Genomic DNA, 18,059 nt, shown 5'->3' on the forward strand with positions numbered 1-18,059 from the left:
TGAAGCTTGACGTTGCTGGAATGCAACAACACTTGTCAGTAGCCTTGGCGGCCTTTGGCTTCAGCCCGCTTGGTGCAACGGGTCGAGCGTTCTATATCTCGTTGGCAGTCACAGCTCGCCGACCCGGCCGTGCGGTGGTGGGAAGCGACTTTGCCGCATTGTTGCCCCATCATTGAACGGCTTTTTACCTAGGTTACCGGCGTGGCGCGGTGGCTTGCACTGGCCGAGGAATGCTCGAGAGGTCGATTGATGGCGAAGAAAGTTGGCAACGTGCTGGTGACGGGTGGGGCCAAGCGCATTGGACGCGCCGTGACCGAAGACCTTGCCGCGCACGGCTTCGGCGTCGTCATCCACTGCAACCGCTCATACGAGGAAGCTGAACGGCTGGCGGCCACCATCAAGGCGCGTGGCGGGCAGGCCGCCGTCGTCCAGGCAGAGCTCACCGACATGGCCGCCGTCGACCGGCTGATCGCTGCGGCCGAAGCCGCGCTGGGGCCGATTTCATTGCTCGTCAACAGCGCGTCCACCTTCGACAACGATTCGGTCACCGATTTCGATTGGGAGGCCTGGGACAGGCATTTTGCCCTGCACGTGAAGGCCCCGGCGCTGCTGGCCAGGAATTTCGCCGCGGCGCTGCCTGCGGGCATGGAAGGCTTGATCGTCAACATCATCGACCAGCGGGTGCTGAAACCGACGCCGCAATTCTTCTCCTACTCGCTGTCGAAGGCGGCGCTGTGGGCCGCGACCCGGACCATGGCGCAGGCGCTGGCGCCGCGCATCCGGGTGAACGCCATCGGTCCCGGGCCGACGCTGCCGAGCGCGCGCCAGGACGAAGCCGCCTTCGCGGCCCAGCTCGACGGGCTGATCCTGAAGCATGGACCCGAGCTCGCCGAGTTCGGCGCGACGATCCGCTATCTCTGGGAGGCGCGGTCGGTGACTGGCCAGATGATCGCTATCGACGGCGGCCAGCACCTTGCCTGGCAGACACCCGATGTGACAGGCATGCCCGAATGAGTGCACGCGAATCCGATACCGGCGCGAGCCTCCGCAAGGGTGGCAAGGCTGCCGAAGACCTGCCCGACCTCGACGACGACGAGGCGGTGGAGGAGGAAGTCCAGCCGGCCGGGCCGGACCTGCCGTTCACGGCAATCGACTGGACCGTGCATGCCGGCGACGCCGACGGCCTCGTCGGGGCGGAGGTCATCCAGGCGCTGGTGAAGCGCCTGCCCAATGCGCCGGGCGTCTACCGGATGATGAACGCCGCCGGCGACGTGCTCTATGTCGGCAAGGCGCGCAGCCTGAAGAAGCGCGTCACCAACTATGCGCAGGGGCGGTTCCACACCAACCGCATCGGCAAGATGGTGCGCGAGACGGCGACGATGGAATTCGTCGTCACCCGCACCGAGATCGAGGCGCTGCTGCTCGAGGCCAACCTCATCAAGCGGCTGAGGCCGCGCTTCAACGTGCTGATGCGGGACGACAAATCGTTCCCCTACATCATGCTGACCAGCGACCACGCCTCGCCGGGCATCTACAAGCATCGCGGCGCGCGCTCGCGCAAGGGCGGCGACTATTTCGGCCCCTTCGCCTCGGCGCAGGCGGTGGGGCGGACCATCAATTCGCTGCAGCGCGCCTTCCTGCTGCGCAGCTGCACCGACAGCTTCTTCGACAACCGCACCCGGCCGTGCCTGTTGTTCCAGATCAAGCGCTGCGCCGGCCCGTGCACCGGCGAGATCTCCCCGGAGGGTTATGCCGAGCTGGTCAGCGAGGCCAAGGACTTCCTGTCCGGCCGCAGCCAGAAGGTGAAGACCGAGATCTCCGCCCAGATGCAGCAGGCGGCCGAGGACCTCGATTTCGAGCGCGCCGCCATCTACCGCGACCGCCTCGCGGCGCTGTCGCACGTGCAGAGCCACCAGGGCATCAATCCGCAGACGGTCGACGAGGCGGACGTCTTCGCCATCCACCAGGAAGGCGGCCAGACCTGCATCCAGGTATTCTTCTTCCGCACCGGGCAGAACTGGGGCAACCGCGCCTATTTCCCCAAGGCGGATCCCGCCATCGAGGCCGCCGAGGTGCTGGGCTCGTTCCTGGCCCAGTTCTATGACGACAAGCCGTCGCCGCGCTCCATCCTGCTCTCCCAGACGGTCGAGGAGCAGGAACTGCTGGCCGAAGCGCTCACCACCCGCGCCGGCCACAAGGTGGCGATCGCTGTGCCGCAGCGGGGCGAGAAGAAGGATATCGTCGACCAGGCGGCGCAGAATGCCCGCGAGGCGCTCGGACGCAGGCTCGCCGAGACCTCGACCCAGGCGCGCCTGCTCGAGGGCTTCGCCCGGACCTTCGATCTCGAAAAGCCACCCGCACGCATCGAGGTCTACGACAACTCGCACATCATGGGTACCAACGCGGTCGGCGCCATGATCGTCGCGGGGCCGGAAGGCTTCGTGAAGAACCAGTACCGCAAGTTCAACATCCGCTCGACCGACATCACCCCCGGCGACGACTTCGGCATGATGCGCGAGGTGATGCAGCGGCGCTTCACGCGCCTGCTGAAGGAGCACGGCGACGAGCCGGCGGACACCGACGACGGTCTCGAGGCCAATGGTGCGTTCCCGGCCTGGCCCGACGTCATCCTGATCGACGGCGGCCAGGGGCAGATGACGGCGGTGCGCGCGATGCTCGCCGAACTCGGCGTCGAGGACCGGGTCGTGGCGATCGGCGTCGCCAAGGGCCAGGACCGCGAGGCCGGTCGCGAGCGTTTCTTCGCCAGGGGCAAGGATTCGTTCTCGCTGCCGGTCCGCGACCCGGTGCTCTATTTCGTGCAGCGGCTGCGCGACGAGGCGCACCGCTTCGCCATCGGTTCGCACCGCGCCCGCCGCAAGAAGGAGATGGTCAAGAACCCGCTCGACGAGATCGGCGGCATCGGGCCGGCGCGCAAGCGCGCACTGCTCTTGGCCTTCGGAACGGCCAAGGCGGTGAGCCGCGCGGCAGTCGAGGATCTGATGGCGGTGGAGGGCATCTCGGAATCGATCGCACGCCTTGTTTACAACCATTTTCACGACAATTGATGGCCGCGATTGGCGTCGATGCGGGGCTGGACTATCTATAGCCAGTTGACCCCCGGCATAGCCTTCTGATTTCACTACGCAGACGAAAGAGCACAAGAGAAACCATGGCCAAGCGCGCATTCAACCTGCCCAACATGCTTACCTATGCGCGCATCGTGGCCGTGCCGCTGGTGGTGCTCTGCTTTTTCCTGGAGGGCCGCCTGCAGTCGAGCGATTTCGCCCGCTGGAGCGCGCTGGGCATCTTCATCGCCGCCAGCGTGACCGACTATCTCGACGGCTACCTGGCGCGCGCCTGGAAGCAGACCTCGAATATCGGCAAGATGCTCGACCCCATAGCCGACAAGCTGCTGGTGGCGACCTGCCTGCTGCTGCTTGCCGCAGACACCGACAACCGCGGCGGCATCGCCGGCTGGTCGCTGTGGGCGGCGATCATCATCCTCTGCCGCGAGATTCTGGTTTCGGGCCTGCGCGAATATCTCGCAGCGCTCAAGGTCAGCGTGCCGGTGACCCAACTGGCGAAGTGGAAGACGGCCATCCAGATGGTGGCGATCGCGTTCCTGCTGGCCGGTCCGGCCGGCGACAAGATCTTCCCGCTCACCACCCAGGTCGGCCTGACGCTGCTGTGGATCGCCGCCATCGTCACCCTGTATACCGGCTACGACTACTTCCGCGCCGGCCTCAAGCACATCATGGACGAATGAGGCGATGACCAAGCTCATCTATTTTGCCTGGGTGCGCGAGCGGATCGGCAAGGCCGAGGAGGACGTCGACCTGCCGGCCGAGGTGAGGACGGTGTCCGACCTCTTGCTGTGGCTCAAGTCGCGCGGCGAAGAATTCGAAAGCGCGCTGCAGCACCCGGAAGTCATCCGCGTGGCGATCAACCAGGAGCATGTCGACCATCGTGAGGCGGTGGCCGGCGCGCGCGAGATCGCGCTCTTCCCGCCGATGACGGGGGGCTGAGGCCGTGACCGCCGCGGTCGTGCCGGTGGTTCGCATCCAGGCGGCGGATTTCGACGTCGCCGCCGAGATCGCGCGGCTGACGCGTGGCAGGGCGGATGTCGGCGCGGTCGTCACTTTCACCGGGCTTTGCCGCGACGAGGCCGGCACGCTGGCGGCCCTCGAACTCGAGCATTATCCCGGCATGGCGGAGGCCGAGATCAGCCGCATCGCCGGCGAGGCGCTTGCACGCTGGCCGCTCACCGGCATCACTGCCATCCATCGCTTTGGCCGCATCGCGCCGGGCCAGAACATCGTGCTGGTGGTTGCGGCTTCCGCGCACCGGCACGCCGCGTTCGAGGCTGCGAGCTTCCTGATGGATTACCTCAAGTCGCGCGCACCCTTCTGGAAGAAGGAGCATCGGGCAGACGGAAGCGAAGGGGCCTGGGTCGACGCCAAGGAAAGCGACGACGCCGCCGCTGCCCGCTGGGCGAAAATTTGAATCGTCACGTCAGCGAAGTCATCGAACGACCGTAATTCGTTGCACATTCGGTTGCCGGATCCCGATGCCTGAATGGAGAGGCAGGGACAATAGAGCAGACGGAGTGATGGCCATGATGGGCAAGCTTGCAGAGTATTTCGTGTTCGGTGTCGCGCCGCTGCTGGTAGGCCTGCTGGCGATACCGTCGCTGGCCACCGCCGAGGACAAGACGATCAGCGGCGAGGTGCTTTACCGCGAGCGCATTGCCCTGCCGCCGCAGGCGGTCCTGACGGTTCAGCTGGTCGACGTGTCGCTGGCGGACGCGCCGGCGAAGGTCATCGGGCAGCAGAAGATCGAGCCTGCCGGCCAGGTGCCGGCCAAGTTCGCCGTCAAGTTTGATGAAGCCGCCATCCGCAGCGGCATGAGCTACGCGCTCCAGGCCCGCATCACCGTCGACGACCGGCTCTGGTTCATCAACGACGTCCGCCACTCGGTCGAGCCGCTGACGGCCGGGCCGCAGTCGATGCTGCTCAAGATGGTCAGCCAGTCGGAGCCTGCCGACGAGGCCGGCATCTTCGAGCGCGACTGGGTCGCCGAGGACATCGACGGCGGCGGCGTGATCGACAAGGCCAAATCGACCCTGCGCATCGGCAAGGACGGTGGGGTCTCCGGACGCGGCGGCTGCAACGGCTATTTCGGCAGCGCCAAGATCGACGGCAACAACATCACCTTCGGTCAGATCGGGGCGACGCAGATGGCCTGCGAGCAGGCTATGATGGACCAGGAGCACAAGTTCCACGACGCGCTCGGTCGTGTCGCCACCTACGCCATCGCCGACGGCAAGCTGGTCATGGCGGACAAGGACGGCAAGGCGATCCTCCGCCTTGCGGCTGGCAGCTGATTGAATCCGTTTCGCCGGAATTTCAGCCAAGTCGTTGAAATTCCAGCGGTCAGAGACGGCATCGCGATAGCGACTTCCGCTTGCCGGCACCTGTAGCGCAAAAGAAAAAAGCCGGGGCGTATGCCCCGGCTTTTCGATTCTGTGCCAGCGGCTTGAAGCCCGCGGCTCAGGTCAGCCGACGATCTCGGTGCCCGAGAACCAGTAGGCGATCTCTTCGGCCGCGGTCTCCGGGGCGTCCGAACCGTGCACCGAGTTCTCGCCGATCGACAGCGCATGAACCTTGCGGATGGTGCCTTCGGCAGCGTTGGCCGGGTTGGTGGCGCCCATCACGTCGCGGTTCTTGGTGATGGCGTTCTCGCCTTCGAGGACCTGGACGATCGTCGGGCCCGACGACATGAACTCGACCAGTTCGCCGAAGAAGGGGCGTTCCTTGTGGACGGCGTAGAAGCCTTCGGCCTCGCGGCGGCTCATCCACACGCGCTTGGAAGCAACGACGCGCAGGCCGGCATCCTCGAGCATCTTGGTGATGGCGCCCGTCAGATTGCGCTTGGTTGCGTCCGGCTTGATCATCGAAAAGGTGCGTTCGATCGCCATGATAGGTCCTTGTTGTCTGGGGATTTGCAGTGTGGCGGGCTCTATACAGGCCGCCCGCCGCATTGCCAAGTGGCCTATGCTGCCGCAGCGACGCGCCGCCCCGTGCCGCCGTGCAGGTCGAGGCAGCGCTCGAACCAGCCGGCAACGGGGTCTTCCTGTTCGAGCAGATGGAACGGCGAGGCGACGCGGGCCCACTGCAGCGCGCCGAACACGATATAGTCGGCAAAAAGCGGACCGTCGCCGCCGATCCAGGGCTGATAGGCGAGCATGTTGCGCAGCGGCTCCAGCGACGCGCGGAAGGCTGCGAGGCCGGCGTCGCGGCCCGCGGTCACCTCCTCGAGCGTCTTGCCGAAGCGCGCTTCGCGACTTGCACGGAAATAGGCGGCGTTCGGTTCGTCCTGCATTGCGTGGAGCGCGGTCAGCGCGGCGACGGCGAGATAGGGATGCAGGGTCAGCTGCGACCAGCGTTCGATGAAGCGCGCATGGGCCTTGCCACCCGAGCCGCCGAACAGCGTCGCCCGGTCCGGGTAGGCCGCTTCGAGATGGAGCGCGATGGCAAAGGAGTCGGCGATCGTCTTTTCGCCGTCGCGGATGACCGGGATGGTCTTGGAGGCGCCGTCCTCGATGCGCGGCACGTCCAGGAAGCGCGTCGGCACGATGCGGTGGCCGAGGCCCTTGTGCGCCAGCGCCATCGCCACTTTCCAGCAATGCGGGCTGAACGGACGCGAGCTGTCGCGGCCCACGAGGTCGTAGAAGACAATAGTCATTGGCGATGCTTTCCGATGGACTTAGGAAGGACTGGAAGGTTTCGAAGCACCGAAGGAAGTTCGATGAAACAGCATTTCATGATGATGGCCGCCTATAATCAATGGGCCAATGAGAGGATTTACGAGGCCGCCGCCGATCTCAGCGACGAGGAATTCGGCCGCGATACCGGCGCCTTCTTCAAGTCGATGCGGGGGACGCTCAACCACCTGCTGGTCGCCGACCGCATCTGGATGAAGCGCTTCAGCGGCGAAGGCGATGCACCGGCTGCGCTCGACACCGTGCTCCACGCCGATTTTGCCAGGCTCCGGGTGGCCCGCCAGGCAGAGGACAAGCGCATACTGGATTGGGTCAACGGCTTGAGCGAAAAGGCCTTTGCCGGCCGCTTCACCTACATGACGGTGACCGACATGCGGACCATCTCGCAAAGGCTGGCGCCTGCGCTCGATCATTTCTTCAACCATCAAACACACCACCGCGGCCAGGCGCACATGGTGCTCACAGTGTTGGGGAGATCGTCTACTGTCCTCGACTTGGTTTATTTCCAGAGGACGGAAGACGGGCGCGCCTTTGCCTAATGATCTTAAAATTTTATGCTTTAAAAGCAAATTGTAAAAAGGATTCATGTGTTTACTCTGCTCAGTGACGCACATTGACTCTCTGTTTAGAAAACACAGAGTGAAGCAGTTGGGCGAAACTATTTGCCCGATCGAAGCGTTGCTGGTTAGGCGACTGGCCTTTTTATAGAAGGCCGGATCGCCGGGGTTTGGTAACCACAGGGAGACATCCATGACTGGTATTTCGAAGGCATTAGCAACGGCATTGGCTGGGGGCATGGTATTCGCCGCGCTCAGCGCGCCGGTCAGCGCGATCGAAATCGGTGACCGCAGCGGCGGGCTGGGCGTATCGGTCGACTCCGGAGGAGTCGGTGGGTCCATAGGCGGTTCCGGCGGGGTCAACGCCGACATCGGGTTCGGCGGCAGCGGCTCAAGCACCAAGGCGACCGTAGGCGGCAGCAACGGGGCGAGCGTCGATATCGGGCTCGGCGGTGGCGGCGTAGGCACCAAGGCGACCGTGGGCGGCAGCGGTGGGCTTACTGCGGGTGTCGGCGCCAATCTCGGCGGCGGCCTGGCCAACGTCAACACCACTCTTGGCCTGGGTGGCAACACGCTTGCCGATATCGACATCGGCATCGGTGGGCCTGCCGGTCCCGGCGGGCCTGGTGGCCCCGGCGGTCCGGGCGGACCTGGTGGTCCTGGCGGCCCAGGCATCAATCCGGGCGTCGTGAAGGGTATGTCGCAGGCCCAGGTCGCCACCTACGTCAAGCGCTGCAAGATGGTGCTTTCGAACCCGATGGCCTTCGAGAGCGACCTGCGCGAACTCTGCAAGCTGCTGCGCACGGCCAGCCGCTGAGCGTCTTCGCGACAGTCCCGAAATTTCGAGCGGCCCGCCTTGGCGGGCCGTTTCGATTCCGTGACGGGCGGCGCGGCGGCATCGGCTGTTCTGGACCAGCCTTCGCCCTGTCGAGGTGCCTTGCCTTTCACCGCGGGCCTGACCAGAACGGTGGAGAATGCGGCAGGCCATGGCCGCCCTTCCCATCTGCGAGGAAACCAACGTTGCGTGCTCGAGGCGAAAAGCTTGGCCAGACGATCGTGCTGCTGCTCATCGCGGGGGCGGGCGCGCTCGCCATCGCCCGCGGCATGACGCTGACGTTCCTCGCGATCCGCCTGCAGCGGGACTTTGGCCTCGGCCCGGCGACCATCGGCATGCTGATCGGCGCCGGTCCGCTTCTTGGGGCCTGCGCCAGCCCGTTTGCCGGAACGCTGTCCGACCGGATCGGCCGCCGCATCGTGCTGACGGTCGCGCTGGCTTTCGCCGGCCTCGGCCTGATCGGCCTGGGGCTGGCACAGTCGGTCGCGGCCTTTACGCTCGCCCATATCGTCTCTTCCGTCGCCGCTGCGGTCTACGAGCCGGTGGCGCGGGCGCTGATGAGCGACGCCGCTCCCGAGCGGCTCAGGCTGCGCATGTTCTCGTGGCGCTACCTGGTCATCAACGCCGGCTGGGCGGTGGGGCCGATGATCGGCATCGCCATTGGCGCGAATTCTGCGGCGCCGTTCATCATCGCCGGCGTCGTGCATTTCGCCTTTTCGGCCGCGATTTTTGCCATCGTGCCGGCCGTTCTCTTGGGTAGCGCCGCCGCCGGAGCTGCGTCGCAGCTACCGGGCCTGCGCCGCCTGGGCGCTGCCCTGCGCGACCGCCGGCTGGTCTTCTACCTCGGCGGCGGAATCTTGCTGCTCGCCGTCTACGGGCAATGGTCGGTAACGCTGTCGCAATATGTCACCGCCAACCTGGAGGACGGGGTGAAGGTCTTCGCCTGGCTGGTGACCACCAATGCCACGGTCGTGGTGCTGGCCACCGCACCGGCACGGCTGCTGATCGAGAAGATCGGGCCGATGAAGGCAATGGTCGTGGGCTGCCTGCTGTTCCTCGGCGGCGAGGTCGGTTTTGCCTTCGCCACCAGTGCGACGATGCTGATCGGCTTCATGGTGCTGTTCACCGTGGGCGAGGTGCTGGTCGTTCCGGCCGAGTATGTGCTGGTCGACAAGATCGCCAGCGACGACAACCGCGGTGCCTATTTCGGTGCGCATTCACTGGCCTCCGTGGGCAACTTCCTCGGGCCGTTGCTCGGCGGGCTGGCGCTCGGCGCCTTCGGCGGGCAGGGCATGTTCATGCTCTTTGCCGTGCTTGCGGCGGGCAGCGCCGTATTGTTCGCGCTGGGCCATGCGTCGCCGCCGCCCGCATCGCTGGACGGTCGCGCAGCCGGCCTCGGCGGCGAGGTGGCCGGAGACGCCATGCACCGCATGGGCAGACCGGTTTTCGCCTAGGCCTCCGGTGCCTGCTTCGATTTTCGACCGTGCGTTGCCGCCGTGCGGTGCGCGCGCACTTGCCATCGTCGTGACACTTCGTCAGAAACCCTCTCGTCATGCTTATCATCAACGATCTCTCCCTCCGCATTGCCGGACGTCTGCTTCTCGATCATGCGTCGCTGACCCTGCCCGCCGGCACCAAGGCGGGTCTCGTCGGCCGCAACGGCACGGGCAAGACCACGCTGTTCAAGGCGATCACCGGCGACTTCAGCTCGGAAACCGGCAGCATCAGCCTGCCCAAGAACACCCGCATCGGCCAGGTGGCGCAGGAAGCGCCCGGCACCGAGGAGCCGCTGCTCGACATCGTGCTCAAGGCCGATGTCGAGCGCACCTCGCTTCTCGCCGAGGAGCAGACGGCCACCGACCCGCATCGCATCGCCGAGATCCACGTCCGCCTGGCCGACATCGACGCGCATTCGGCGGAAGCCCGCGCGGCGACGATTCTCGCCGGCTTGGGTTTCGACGACGAGGCGCAACGGCGGCCGGCGTCGTCCTTCTCTGGCGGCTGGCGCATGCGCGTGGCGCTCGCCGCCGTCCTGTTCTCGGAACCCGATCTGCTTCTGCTCGACGAGCCGACCAACTACCTCGATCTCGAAGGCACGCTGTGGCTCGAGAACTACGTGTCGAAATATCCGCACACGGTTCTCCTGATCAGCCACGATCGCGACCTGCTCAACCGCGCCGTCAACTCGATCGTCCATCTCGACCAGAAGAAGATGACCTTCTGGCGCGGCGGCTACGACCAGTTCGAGCGCCAGATCGCCGAGCAGCGAGAACTGCAGGAGAAGGGCCGGGTCAAGCAGGAAGCGGCGCGCAAGCACCTGCAGTCCTTCGTCGATCGTTTCCGCGCCAAGGCCTCCAAGGCGCGCCAGGCGCAGTCGCGTATCAAGGCGCTGGAGAAGATGAAGCCGATCGCAGCACTGATCGAAGACAACGTGCGCCCGTTCAGCTTCCCAGAGCCGGTGAAGACCGTTGCCTCGCCGATCGTCGCGCTCGACCGCGTCAATGTCGGCTACCAGGCCGACAAGCCGATCCTCAAGAAGATGACGCTGCGCATCGACGCCGACGACCGCATCGCGCTATTGGGCGCCAACGGCAACGGCAAGTCGACCTTCGCCAAGCTGTTGGCCGGACGCCTGCAGGCCGAGACGGGATCGGTGACGATCGCGCCTGGCCTCAAGGTCGCGATCTTCGCCCAGCACCAGCTCGACGATCTCCGCCCAGAGGAAAACGCCTACGAGCACGTGCGTCGGCTGATGCCGGAGGCGCCGGAATCGAAGGTGCGTGCCCGTGTCGCCCAGTTCGGCCTGCCCACCGAGAAGATGAACACCGCCGCCAAGGATCTGTCCGGCGGCGAGAAGGCGCGGCTGCTGATGGGGCTTTCCGCCTTTGACGGACCGAACCTGTTCATCCTCGACGAGCCGACCAACCACCTGGACATCGACAGCCGCGAAGCGCTGATCATGGCGCTGAACGACTTTCCGGGCGCGGTGATCCTGATCAGCCACGACCGCCATCTGCTCGAGGCGACAGCCGACCGGCTGTGGCTGGTCAAGGACGGTGCGGTCAATCCGTATGACGGCGACCTCGAGGACTACAAGACGCTGGTGACGGGTGTATCGGGCGACCGGCGCGACAAGCGCGAGGCGGAGAAGGCGTCGAAGGCCGACCGGAGGCGCGAGGCCGCGGCGCGGCGCGCGGCGCTCGAGCCGCTGGCCAAGGAAATCCGTGCCACCGAGGCGCTGATGGACCGCATCCGCAAGCGCATCGACCTCATCGAGGACCAGCTGGCGGATCCCAAGCTCTACGAGAGGGACCCAACGACCGCGACCCAGCTCGCCAAGGAGCGCTCGCAGCTTGGCGCCCAGCTCGGCCAGAACGAGGACAAGTGGCTGACGATGTCGGCAGAGTACGAGGAAGGCATCGCGGAGTAGGAGGGACATGGACGCCCTTGCTGCACTTGAGCAGGAGTTTGTTTCTCCCGACGGCTTTTTCCATCGGTTGCGCTTTGGCACCTTCGACATCGCTGCGGCGCAACGGACGTTGGGTCTGCTTCGGCAAACCGAAGCGAGCCGTGAACCGCACACAAACTATCGACTCGCCTATCTCTTGTGGTCGGCGCACGCTGAACTCGAAGGCATCTCGGTCGACGCAGGGGAGCACGTCGCCCGCTATCGAAGCCTTTTCTTCGCCGAGGTGTCGGCGCGCTTTGAGACGATTGGTAAACTTGGCGGGATGGCTTAGACCAGTGCCTGGCGCAAGCTACCAGCTTTTTGCAAATTGGGGTAAACCCCTCGCATGAACCAGCACGCCAAGATGAGGATCGGCCATTCGGCCTGTCCGCACGACTGCCCGTCGACCTGTGCCCTCGACGTCGAGCTCATCGACGACAAGCGCATCGGCCGCGTCCACGGTGCCAAGGACAATAGCTACACCGCAGGCGTCATCTGCGCCAAGGTCGCGCGTTATGCCGACCGCGTGCATCATCCCGACCGCCTGCTGAAGCCGCTGATCCGGTCCGGCGCCAAGGGCGAGGGGCAGTGGAAGGAAGCGAGCTGGGAGGCGGCGCTCGACCTGGTGGCGGAAAGGTTCATCGCGGCGGAAGAAAGATACGGCTCGGAGACCGTCTGGCCCTATTTCTACGCCGGCACGATGGGGCTGGTGCAGCGCGACGGCATCGAGCGGCTGCGGCACGCCAAGAAATATTCCGGCTTCTTCGGCTCGATCTGCACCAATCTCGCCTGGACGGGCTACGTCATGGGCACGGGCGCGCTGCGAGGCACCGATCCGCGCGAGATCACAAAGTCCGACTGCGTGGTGATCTGGGGCACCAATGCGGTGGTCACCCAGGTCAACGTCATGACCCATGCGGTGAAGGCCCGCAAGGAGCGCGGCGCCAGGATCGTCGTCATCGACATCTACGAGACCGCGACGATGAAGCAGGCCGATATGGGCCTGGTGCTGAAGCCCGGCACGGACGGCGCGCTCGCCTGCGCGGTCATGCACGTGCTTTTCAAGGAAGGGTTTGCCGACCGCGCCTACCTCGAAAAATACACCGACGATCCCAAGGGGCTTGAGGCGCATCTTGCGACGCGCACGCCCGAATGGGCCTCCACCATCACCGGCCTGTCGGTCGAGGAGATCGAGGCCTTCGCCCGGCTCGTCGGCGCGACCAAGAAGACGTTCTTCCGCCTCGGCTATGGCTTCTCGCGCCAGCGCAACGGCTCGGTCAACATGCATGCGGCGCTGTCGATCCCCGCGGTGACGGGCGCGTGGCAATATGAGGGCGGCGGCGCCTTCCATTCCAACTCGGGCATCTTCAAGCTCAACGGCGAGCTTTTGGAGGGCACGAAGTTTCGCGATCCCAACATCCGCTATCTCGACCACTCGCGTATCGGCCCGGTGCTGACCAATGCCGAGGACGCGCTCTATGGCGGCCCGCCGGTGACGGCGCTGCTGGTCCAGAACACCAATCCGGTCAACGTCGCGCCCGAGCAGCGGCTGGTCGTGAAGGGCTTCATGCGCGACGACCTGTTCGCTTGCGTGCACGAGCAGTTCATGACCGATACGGCCAAGCTCGCCGACGTCGTGCTGCCGGCAACGATGTTCCTCGAGCACGACGACATCTACAAAGGTGGCGGCAACCAGCACATCACGCTGGGGCCGAAGCTCATCGACCCGCCGGCAGGCCCGCGCACCAACCATTATGTCATAGAGGAACTGGCCAAGCGGCTCGGCGTGTCGCACATGCCCGGCTTTGGCCTGACCGAGCGCCAGCATATCGACCATATGCTGGAGAAGCGCGGCATCGGCGATTTCGACGGCCTGAAGGCCAGCCGCTGGGTCGACATGCAGCCGGAATTCGAGAGCGCGCATTTCCTGAAGGGCTTCGGCCATCCCGACGGCAAGTTCCGCTTCAAGCCGCAATGGAACGGCGGCGCCGCACCCAACAAGCCGCCGCGCAGCATGGGCATCTTCGGGCCCTACCAGCGGCTGCCGGAGTTCCCCGACCATGTCGACCTGATCGAGGTGGCCGATGCCGAGCATCCGTTCCGGCTGGCGACGTCGCCGGCGCGCAACTTCCTCAACTCGACCTTCGCCGAGACGCCGGTGTCGCGCGAGAAGGAGGGGCGGCCCGAGCTGCTGATCCATCCCGACGACGCCGCTGTCATGGGCGTTGCGACCGGAGACCGCGTCGAGGTCGGCAACAGGCGCGGCGAGGTCGTGCTGCATGCCCGGCTGTTCGACAGGATCAAGCGCGGCGTGGTCATCGCCGAGGGCATCTGGCCGAATTCGGACCACGAGCGCGGCGAGGGGATCAACGTGCTGACAGGCGCCGACGCTCCCGCACCTTATGGCGGTGCGGCCGTGCACGACAACAAGGTCTGGGTGCGCGCGGCCGCATAGCCACGGCGCCGGAGAGAGACAGGCGATGAGCGGCGACCACCAGCATGTCGACATGGAAAGCACGCCGGTGCCGCGGCTCTGGATCGCCCTCGGCTTGGCCGGCTCTTTCATGGTGGCCGAGGTGGTGGGGGGCATCGTAACCGGCAGCCTGGCGCTGATCTCCGACGCCGCGCACATGCTGACCGACGCCATGGCGCTGGCGATAGCGCTGCTGGCGATCCGTGTCGGACGCCGCCCGGCCGACATCCTGCGCACCTACGGTTATGCCCGTTTCGAGATCCTGGCCGCGGCGTTCAACGCGTTGCTGCTGCTCGGCGTCGCCTTCTACATCCTCTACGAGGCCTACAAGCGCCTGTACGAGCCGGCCGAGATCGCCTCGCTCGGCATGCTGGCGATCGCCGTGGTCGGCCTGCTGGTCAATCTCGTGGCGATGCGCATCCTCACCGGGCACAAGGACAAGAGCCTCAACGTCAAGGGCGCCTATCTGGAGGTCTGGGCCGACATGCTGGGCTCGATCGGGGTCATCGCCGGCGCCGGGCTGATCTGGCTCACCGGTTGGGAATGGGTCGATTCCCTGGTCGCCGTGGGTATCGGCTTCATGGTCTTCCCGCGCACCTGGGTCCTGCTCAAGGAATGCGTCAACATCCTGCTCGAGGGTGTTCCCCCCGGCATGAGCCTGGCCGAGGTCGAACAGACAATCGTTTCCGTGCCAGGGGTCGCGTCGGTGCACGACCTGCACCTCTGGGCGATCACCCAGAGCAAGGCTTCGCTCAGCGCCCATGCCGTGCTGGCCGAGCGCGCCGACGCCGAGACGGTGCGCCGGGCGATCGAAGCGCAGCTGCAGCAGAAATTCGACCTGCACCACACGACGCTGCAGCTGGAGCGTGAGAACTGCGCGCCGATGGAAACCATCCACTGAGCGGCCTTTGCGACATCCTGTCTCGCCGGCATTTTTCCTCTTTAACCTCTAGCAGCTGGAGGAATTAGTCTTCCGACAGCTTCGGGGAAGGCCCGAAGCGGCTGCTGTTGAGGAGGCAATCCGATGGGATGGCACGGCAAGTCCGGGCATCGCGGCAATCACGGCCTGACCAGGCGCCATGGCGCGGGCGACGGGCAAGGCGGGCGGGCCAGCGACTTGCTTGGCGCGCTCGGCATCGACAAGGCCCGCATGACGTCGGAACCGGGCCACACGCCGGAACGGGAAAAGCCGGCGAAAGTCGAATGGGGCAGGGCCGACCCTCGGCGACAGATATCCCAAGACGGGCAACGCGCCGTGACCAGAATCCCGAGGATGGGAACCGGCATGGTGCTGGCGATGCTGGCTTTGTGGACGCTGCTTGCCTGGGCGGGATACAGCCTCGTCGACGGACTGGGTGCCTGGCTGGCGGGCAATGCCAGCGCCGTCATCCAGGGCGGCAAGGACGCCGCCACCGTCGGCGGATTGGACCAGAGCCTCGTAGGCATGCTCAACGTCGATCAGGCGTCGGGTTTCGTCGCGCAGGTCGCAGCACTCGCCCGGACTATCGCCAAGCCGTTGATCGTCCTGGCCTGGTTCCTGGGCGCCTTGGCCATAATTGCCATGCCGATGGTGCTGAGGCTGCTTGCCGGCAGGTTCGGCGGCCACCAGCGCTAGCCGATATCCTTCGGCCTCAGCAGATGTGTCAGGGTCGCGCTGCCGGGGCCGCGCGTATCCCAGCCGCCGGACAGTTCGAGCCGGGCAAGCGCGCCGGTCGGGAATTTGGCCCCGACCAACCGCAGGGCGGTTTCGGCCGATGCTGGGCCGGCGAGCATGCGAATGAAGGTTTCGAGGCCCGGATTGTGGCCTAGAACAAGGAGTGTGCCGACAGTGCGCGGCACCGACTGGACCTGGGCCAGGATTTCGGCGGCGGAGGCCTCGTAGAGTTCCTGCGGATAGGTAACCGGCGGCAGCGGCTGCGGCCAGGATGCGGTGGCCAGCCGCCAGGTCTCGCGGGTGCGCAGGGAAGGGGAGACGAGTGCGAACTCAGGCAGCCAGCCGCGCCTTGCGATCTCCGCGCCCATCAATGGCGCCGTCTTTTCGCCGCGCGGCGCCAGCGGCCGGTCGAAATCGGCGAGCGAGGCGTCGTCCCAGCTCGACTTCGCATGACGCAGGACAAGCAATTGCCGTTTCCCCGCCATGCCTGCCTCCGTCAAGGCGTGATGCGCGCCAGTTGTTCCAGGTCGATCTCTTCGCGCGCCGGAGTGGGAGCGGCGATGTGGTCCTGGCTGGTGGCGTCGGTGAAGCCCGAGAAGGCGGAGCGGCTGCCTTCCATGCGGACCTTGCCTTCGGCGAACAGCTTGAGCGCCAGCGGATAGAGCCGGTGCTCGGCCTTGAGCACGCGGGCGGCGAGCGTGGCCTCGTCGTCGTCGATCAGCACCGGAACCGCGGCCTGGGCGATGATCGGGCCGTCGTCCATGGCGGGCGTGACGAAATGTACGGTGCAGCCATGGACGCGGATACCCGCGTCCAACGCGCGCTGGTGGGTGTCGAGGCCCCTGAAGGAGGGCAGCAGCGCGGGATGGATGTTGATCATCCGGCCCTGCCACGTCTCTACGAAACCCGTCGTCAGCAGCCGCATGTAGCCGGCAAGCGCCACGATCTCGGCGCCGAAGGTGGCTAGTGCCGCGTCGATGGCGGCGTCATGCGCATCCTTGCTGGCATGGTCGGCGCGGGTCACGACCTTGGTCGCGATGCCGCGGCTGGCGGCAATGCCGAGGCCCTTGGCGTCGGCCTGGTCGGAGATGACGCCGACGATCTCGGCCGGGAAAGCCGGATCGGCGGCCGCGTCGATGAGGGCGGCCATGTTGGAGCCGCGGCCGGAAATGAGGATGACGGTGCGCTTGCGATTAATGCTCATAGCGCCAGCGACCCGCGATAGATGACGCCCGTGTCGCGGCGCGGCACGATGCGGCCGATGGGCGCGACCGTCTCGCCGGCTTCCTGCAGGACGGCGGCAACCTGTGCGGCCTGGCCGGCGGCCACGATCGCGATCATGCCGATGCCGCTGTTGAAGGTGCGCATCATTTCCTCCGGCGCGACCCCGCCGGTCTTGGCAAGCCAGGAGAAGACCGCGGGCACTTCGATGGCCGACAGGTCCAGCTCGGCCGAGAATTCCTTGGGCAGCACCCTGGGGATGTTTTCGGGGAAGCCGCCGCCGGTGATGTGGGCGAGCGCCTTGATGCCATGGGTTTCGCGGACCGCCTTGAGCAACGACTTGACGTAGATGCGGGTCGGCTCGAGCAGGGCTTCCGCCAGCGTCGGACCGTCGGCGAAGGGCGCGCGGTCGCCCCAGCCGAGGCCGGACTGTTCGACGATGCGGCGGACGAGCGAGTAGCCGTTGGAATGGACGCCGGACGAGGCGAGCCCCAGCAGCACGTCGCCCTCGACGACGTCGTCGGTGGGCAGCAGCTGTCCGCGCTCGGCGGCGCCGACGGCAAAGCCGGCGAGGTCGTAGTCGTTGCCGTGGTACATGCCCGGCATCTCGGCGGTCTCGCCGCCGATCAGCGCACAGCCGGCCTGCCGGCAGCCCTCGGCGATGCCGGAGACGATGTCGGCGCCCTGGTTGGGGTCGAGCTTGCCGGTGGCGAAGTAGTCGAGGAACAGCAGCGGCTCGGCGCCCTGGACGACGATGTCGTTGACGCACATGGCGACGAGGTCGATGCCGATGGTGTCGTGCTTGCCCGCGTCGATGGCGATCTTGAGCTTGGTGCCGACGCCGTCGTTGGCCGCGACCAGGATCGGGTCGATGAAACCGGCCGCCCTGAGGTCGAACAGCCCGCCGAAGCCGCCGATCTCGCTGTCGGCACCCGGCCGGCGCGTCGAGCGCACCAGCGGCTTGATCTTCTCGACCATCAGGTTGCCCGCGTCGATGTCGACGCCCGCCTGCGCGTAGGTGAGACCGTTCTTGCCTTCGCTCATCGTCAAATCCTGGTGCCGTGCGCCTTTTGCGCGCTATTCGCATGAA

Annotated in this window: 19 protein-coding genes; 14 read left to right on the forward strand and 5 right to left on the reverse strand. The window is 66.0% G+C overall.

The window, feature by feature from the left end:
• The first annotated feature begins 249 nt into the window (after window positions 1-249).
• From PV773_RS19690 to PV773_RS19715, 6 genes are all read left to right on the forward strand, one after another.
• Window positions 250-1,014, forward strand: a complete 765-nt coding sequence (locus PV773_RS19690; RefSeq protein ID WP_347967983.1) for an SDR family oxidoreductase — start codon at window positions 250-252, stop codon at window positions 1,012-1,014.
• Window positions 1,011-3,065, forward strand: a complete 2,055-nt coding sequence (gene uvrC / locus PV773_RS19695) for an excinuclease ABC subunit UvrC (RefSeq protein ID WP_347967984.1) — start codon at window positions 1,011-1,013, stop codon at window positions 3,063-3,065. Before PV773_RS19690 ends, uvrC begins: the two co-directional genes overlap by 4 nt.
• 104 nt (window positions 3,066-3,169) lie before the next feature.
• Entirely contained in the window at window positions 3,170-3,766 is a 597-nt protein-coding gene (gene pgsA / locus PV773_RS19700) for a CDP-diacylglycerol--glycerol-3-phosphate 3-phosphatidyltransferase (protein ID WP_347967985.1), read from the forward strand.
• Between the two features lie 4 nt (window positions 3,767-3,770).
• The gene (gene moaD / locus PV773_RS19705; protein ID WP_347967986.1) at window positions 3,771-4,025 is read left to right on the forward strand and encodes a molybdopterin converting factor subunit 1; all 255 of its coding nucleotides are present in this window, start codon (window positions 3,771-3,773) and stop codon (window positions 4,023-4,025) included.
• Between the two features lie 4 nt (window positions 4,026-4,029).
• A complete protein-coding gene (locus tag PV773_RS19710; protein WP_347967987.1) occupies window positions 4,030-4,503 on the forward strand; it encodes a molybdenum cofactor biosynthesis protein MoaE in 474 nt (157 codons plus the stop codon).
• A gap of 112 nt (window positions 4,504-4,615) precedes the next feature.
• The gene (locus PV773_RS19715) at window positions 4,616-5,383 is read left to right on the forward strand and encodes a YbaY family lipoprotein (protein ID WP_347967988.1); all 768 of its coding nucleotides are present in this window, start codon (window positions 4,616-4,618) and stop codon (window positions 5,381-5,383) included.
• A gap of 171 nt (window positions 5,384-5,554) precedes the next feature.
• On the opposite strand, the gene ndk is transcribed toward PV773_RS19715, so the two are convergent.
• On the reverse strand, window positions 5,555-5,977 hold the full coding sequence (gene ndk / locus PV773_RS19720) for a nucleoside-diphosphate kinase (RefSeq protein ID WP_347967989.1): 423 nt from the start codon (window positions 5,975-5,977) through the stop codon (window positions 5,555-5,557).
• Between the two features lie 74 nt (window positions 5,978-6,051).
• The gene (locus PV773_RS19725) at window positions 6,052-6,744 is read right to left on the reverse strand and encodes a glutathione S-transferase family protein (RefSeq protein ID WP_347967990.1); all 693 of its coding nucleotides are present in this window, start codon (window positions 6,742-6,744) and stop codon (window positions 6,052-6,054) included.
• Window positions 6,745-6,807: 63 nt separating this feature from the next.
• Between PV773_RS19725 and PV773_RS19730 the strand changes: the two genes are divergently transcribed.
• The 8 genes from PV773_RS19730 (at window position 6,808) to PV773_RS19765 (ending at window position 15,709) form a co-directional block, all read left to right on the forward strand.
• Window positions 6,808-7,320: a DinB family protein gene (locus PV773_RS19730; RefSeq protein WP_347967991.1), complete on the forward strand. Its 513-nt coding sequence runs from the start codon at window positions 6,808-6,810 to the stop codon at window positions 7,318-7,320.
• Between the two features lie 211 nt (window positions 7,321-7,531).
• Window positions 7,532-8,155 (forward strand): hypothetical protein, encoded by a 624-nt coding sequence (locus tag PV773_RS19735; RefSeq protein WP_347967992.1) that lies wholly within the window; start codon window positions 7,532-7,534, stop codon window positions 8,153-8,155.
• Window positions 8,156-8,358: 203 nt separating this feature from the next.
• On the forward strand, window positions 8,359-9,627 hold the full coding sequence (locus PV773_RS19740) for an MFS transporter (RefSeq protein WP_347967993.1): 1,269 nt from the start codon (window positions 8,359-8,361) through the stop codon (window positions 9,625-9,627).
• Window positions 9,628-9,725: 98 nt separating this feature from the next.
• On the forward strand, window positions 9,726-11,603 hold the full coding sequence (locus PV773_RS19745; RefSeq protein WP_347967994.1) for an ABC-F family ATP-binding cassette domain-containing protein: 1,878 nt from the start codon (window positions 9,726-9,728) through the stop codon (window positions 11,601-11,603).
• Window positions 11,604-11,610: 7 nt separating this feature from the next.
• Entirely contained in the window at window positions 11,611-11,913 is a 303-nt protein-coding gene (locus tag PV773_RS19750) for a hypothetical protein (RefSeq protein WP_347967995.1), read from the forward strand.
• A 54-nt stretch (window positions 11,914-11,967) separates the two neighbouring features.
• Window positions 11,968-14,076, forward strand: a complete 2,109-nt coding sequence (locus tag PV773_RS19755; RefSeq protein WP_347967996.1) for a molybdopterin oxidoreductase family protein — start codon at window positions 11,968-11,970, stop codon at window positions 14,074-14,076.
• 25 nt (window positions 14,077-14,101) lie between these two features.
• Window positions 14,102-14,995 carry a cation diffusion facilitator family transporter gene (locus PV773_RS19760; protein WP_347967997.1) on the forward strand — a complete coding sequence of 298 codons (894 nt, stop codon included), beginning with the start codon at window positions 14,102-14,104 and terminating at the stop codon, window positions 14,993-14,995.
• 123 nt (window positions 14,996-15,118) lie between these two features.
• Window positions 15,119-15,709 (forward strand): hypothetical protein, encoded by a 591-nt coding sequence (locus PV773_RS19765; protein WP_347967998.1) that lies wholly within the window; start codon window positions 15,119-15,121, stop codon window positions 15,707-15,709.
• On the opposite strand, the gene PV773_RS19770 is transcribed toward PV773_RS19765, so the two are convergent.
• The 3 genes from PV773_RS19770 to purM are packed head-to-tail and all read right to left on the reverse strand — an operon-like array spanning window position 15,706 to window position 18,013.
• Complete coding sequence (locus PV773_RS19770) at window positions 15,706-16,215, reverse strand: histidine phosphatase family protein (protein ID WP_347967999.1); 510 nt, start codon at window positions 16,213-16,215, stop codon at window positions 15,706-15,708. The genes PV773_RS19765 and PV773_RS19770 overlap by 4 nt on opposite strands.
• A 29-nt stretch (window positions 16,216-16,244) precedes the next feature.
• Entirely contained in the window at window positions 16,245-16,952 is a 708-nt protein-coding gene (purN, locus tag PV773_RS19775; RefSeq protein ID WP_347968000.1) for a phosphoribosylglycinamide formyltransferase, read from the reverse strand.
• Window positions 16,949-18,013, reverse strand: coding sequence for a phosphoribosylformylglycinamidine cyclo-ligase (gene purM, locus PV773_RS19780; RefSeq protein WP_347968001.1), 1,065 nt, complete (start codon window positions 18,011-18,013; stop codon window positions 16,949-16,951). The genes purN and purM overlap by 4 nt, the downstream gene beginning before the upstream one ends.
• Between the last annotated feature and the right edge of the window lie 46 nt (window positions 18,014-18,059).

Origin of the sequence: Mesorhizobium sp. CC13 (genome assembly GCF_039907765.1) — a bacterium.
Classification (GTDB): domain Bacteria; phylum Pseudomonadota; class Alphaproteobacteria; order Rhizobiales; family Rhizobiaceae; genus Aminobacter.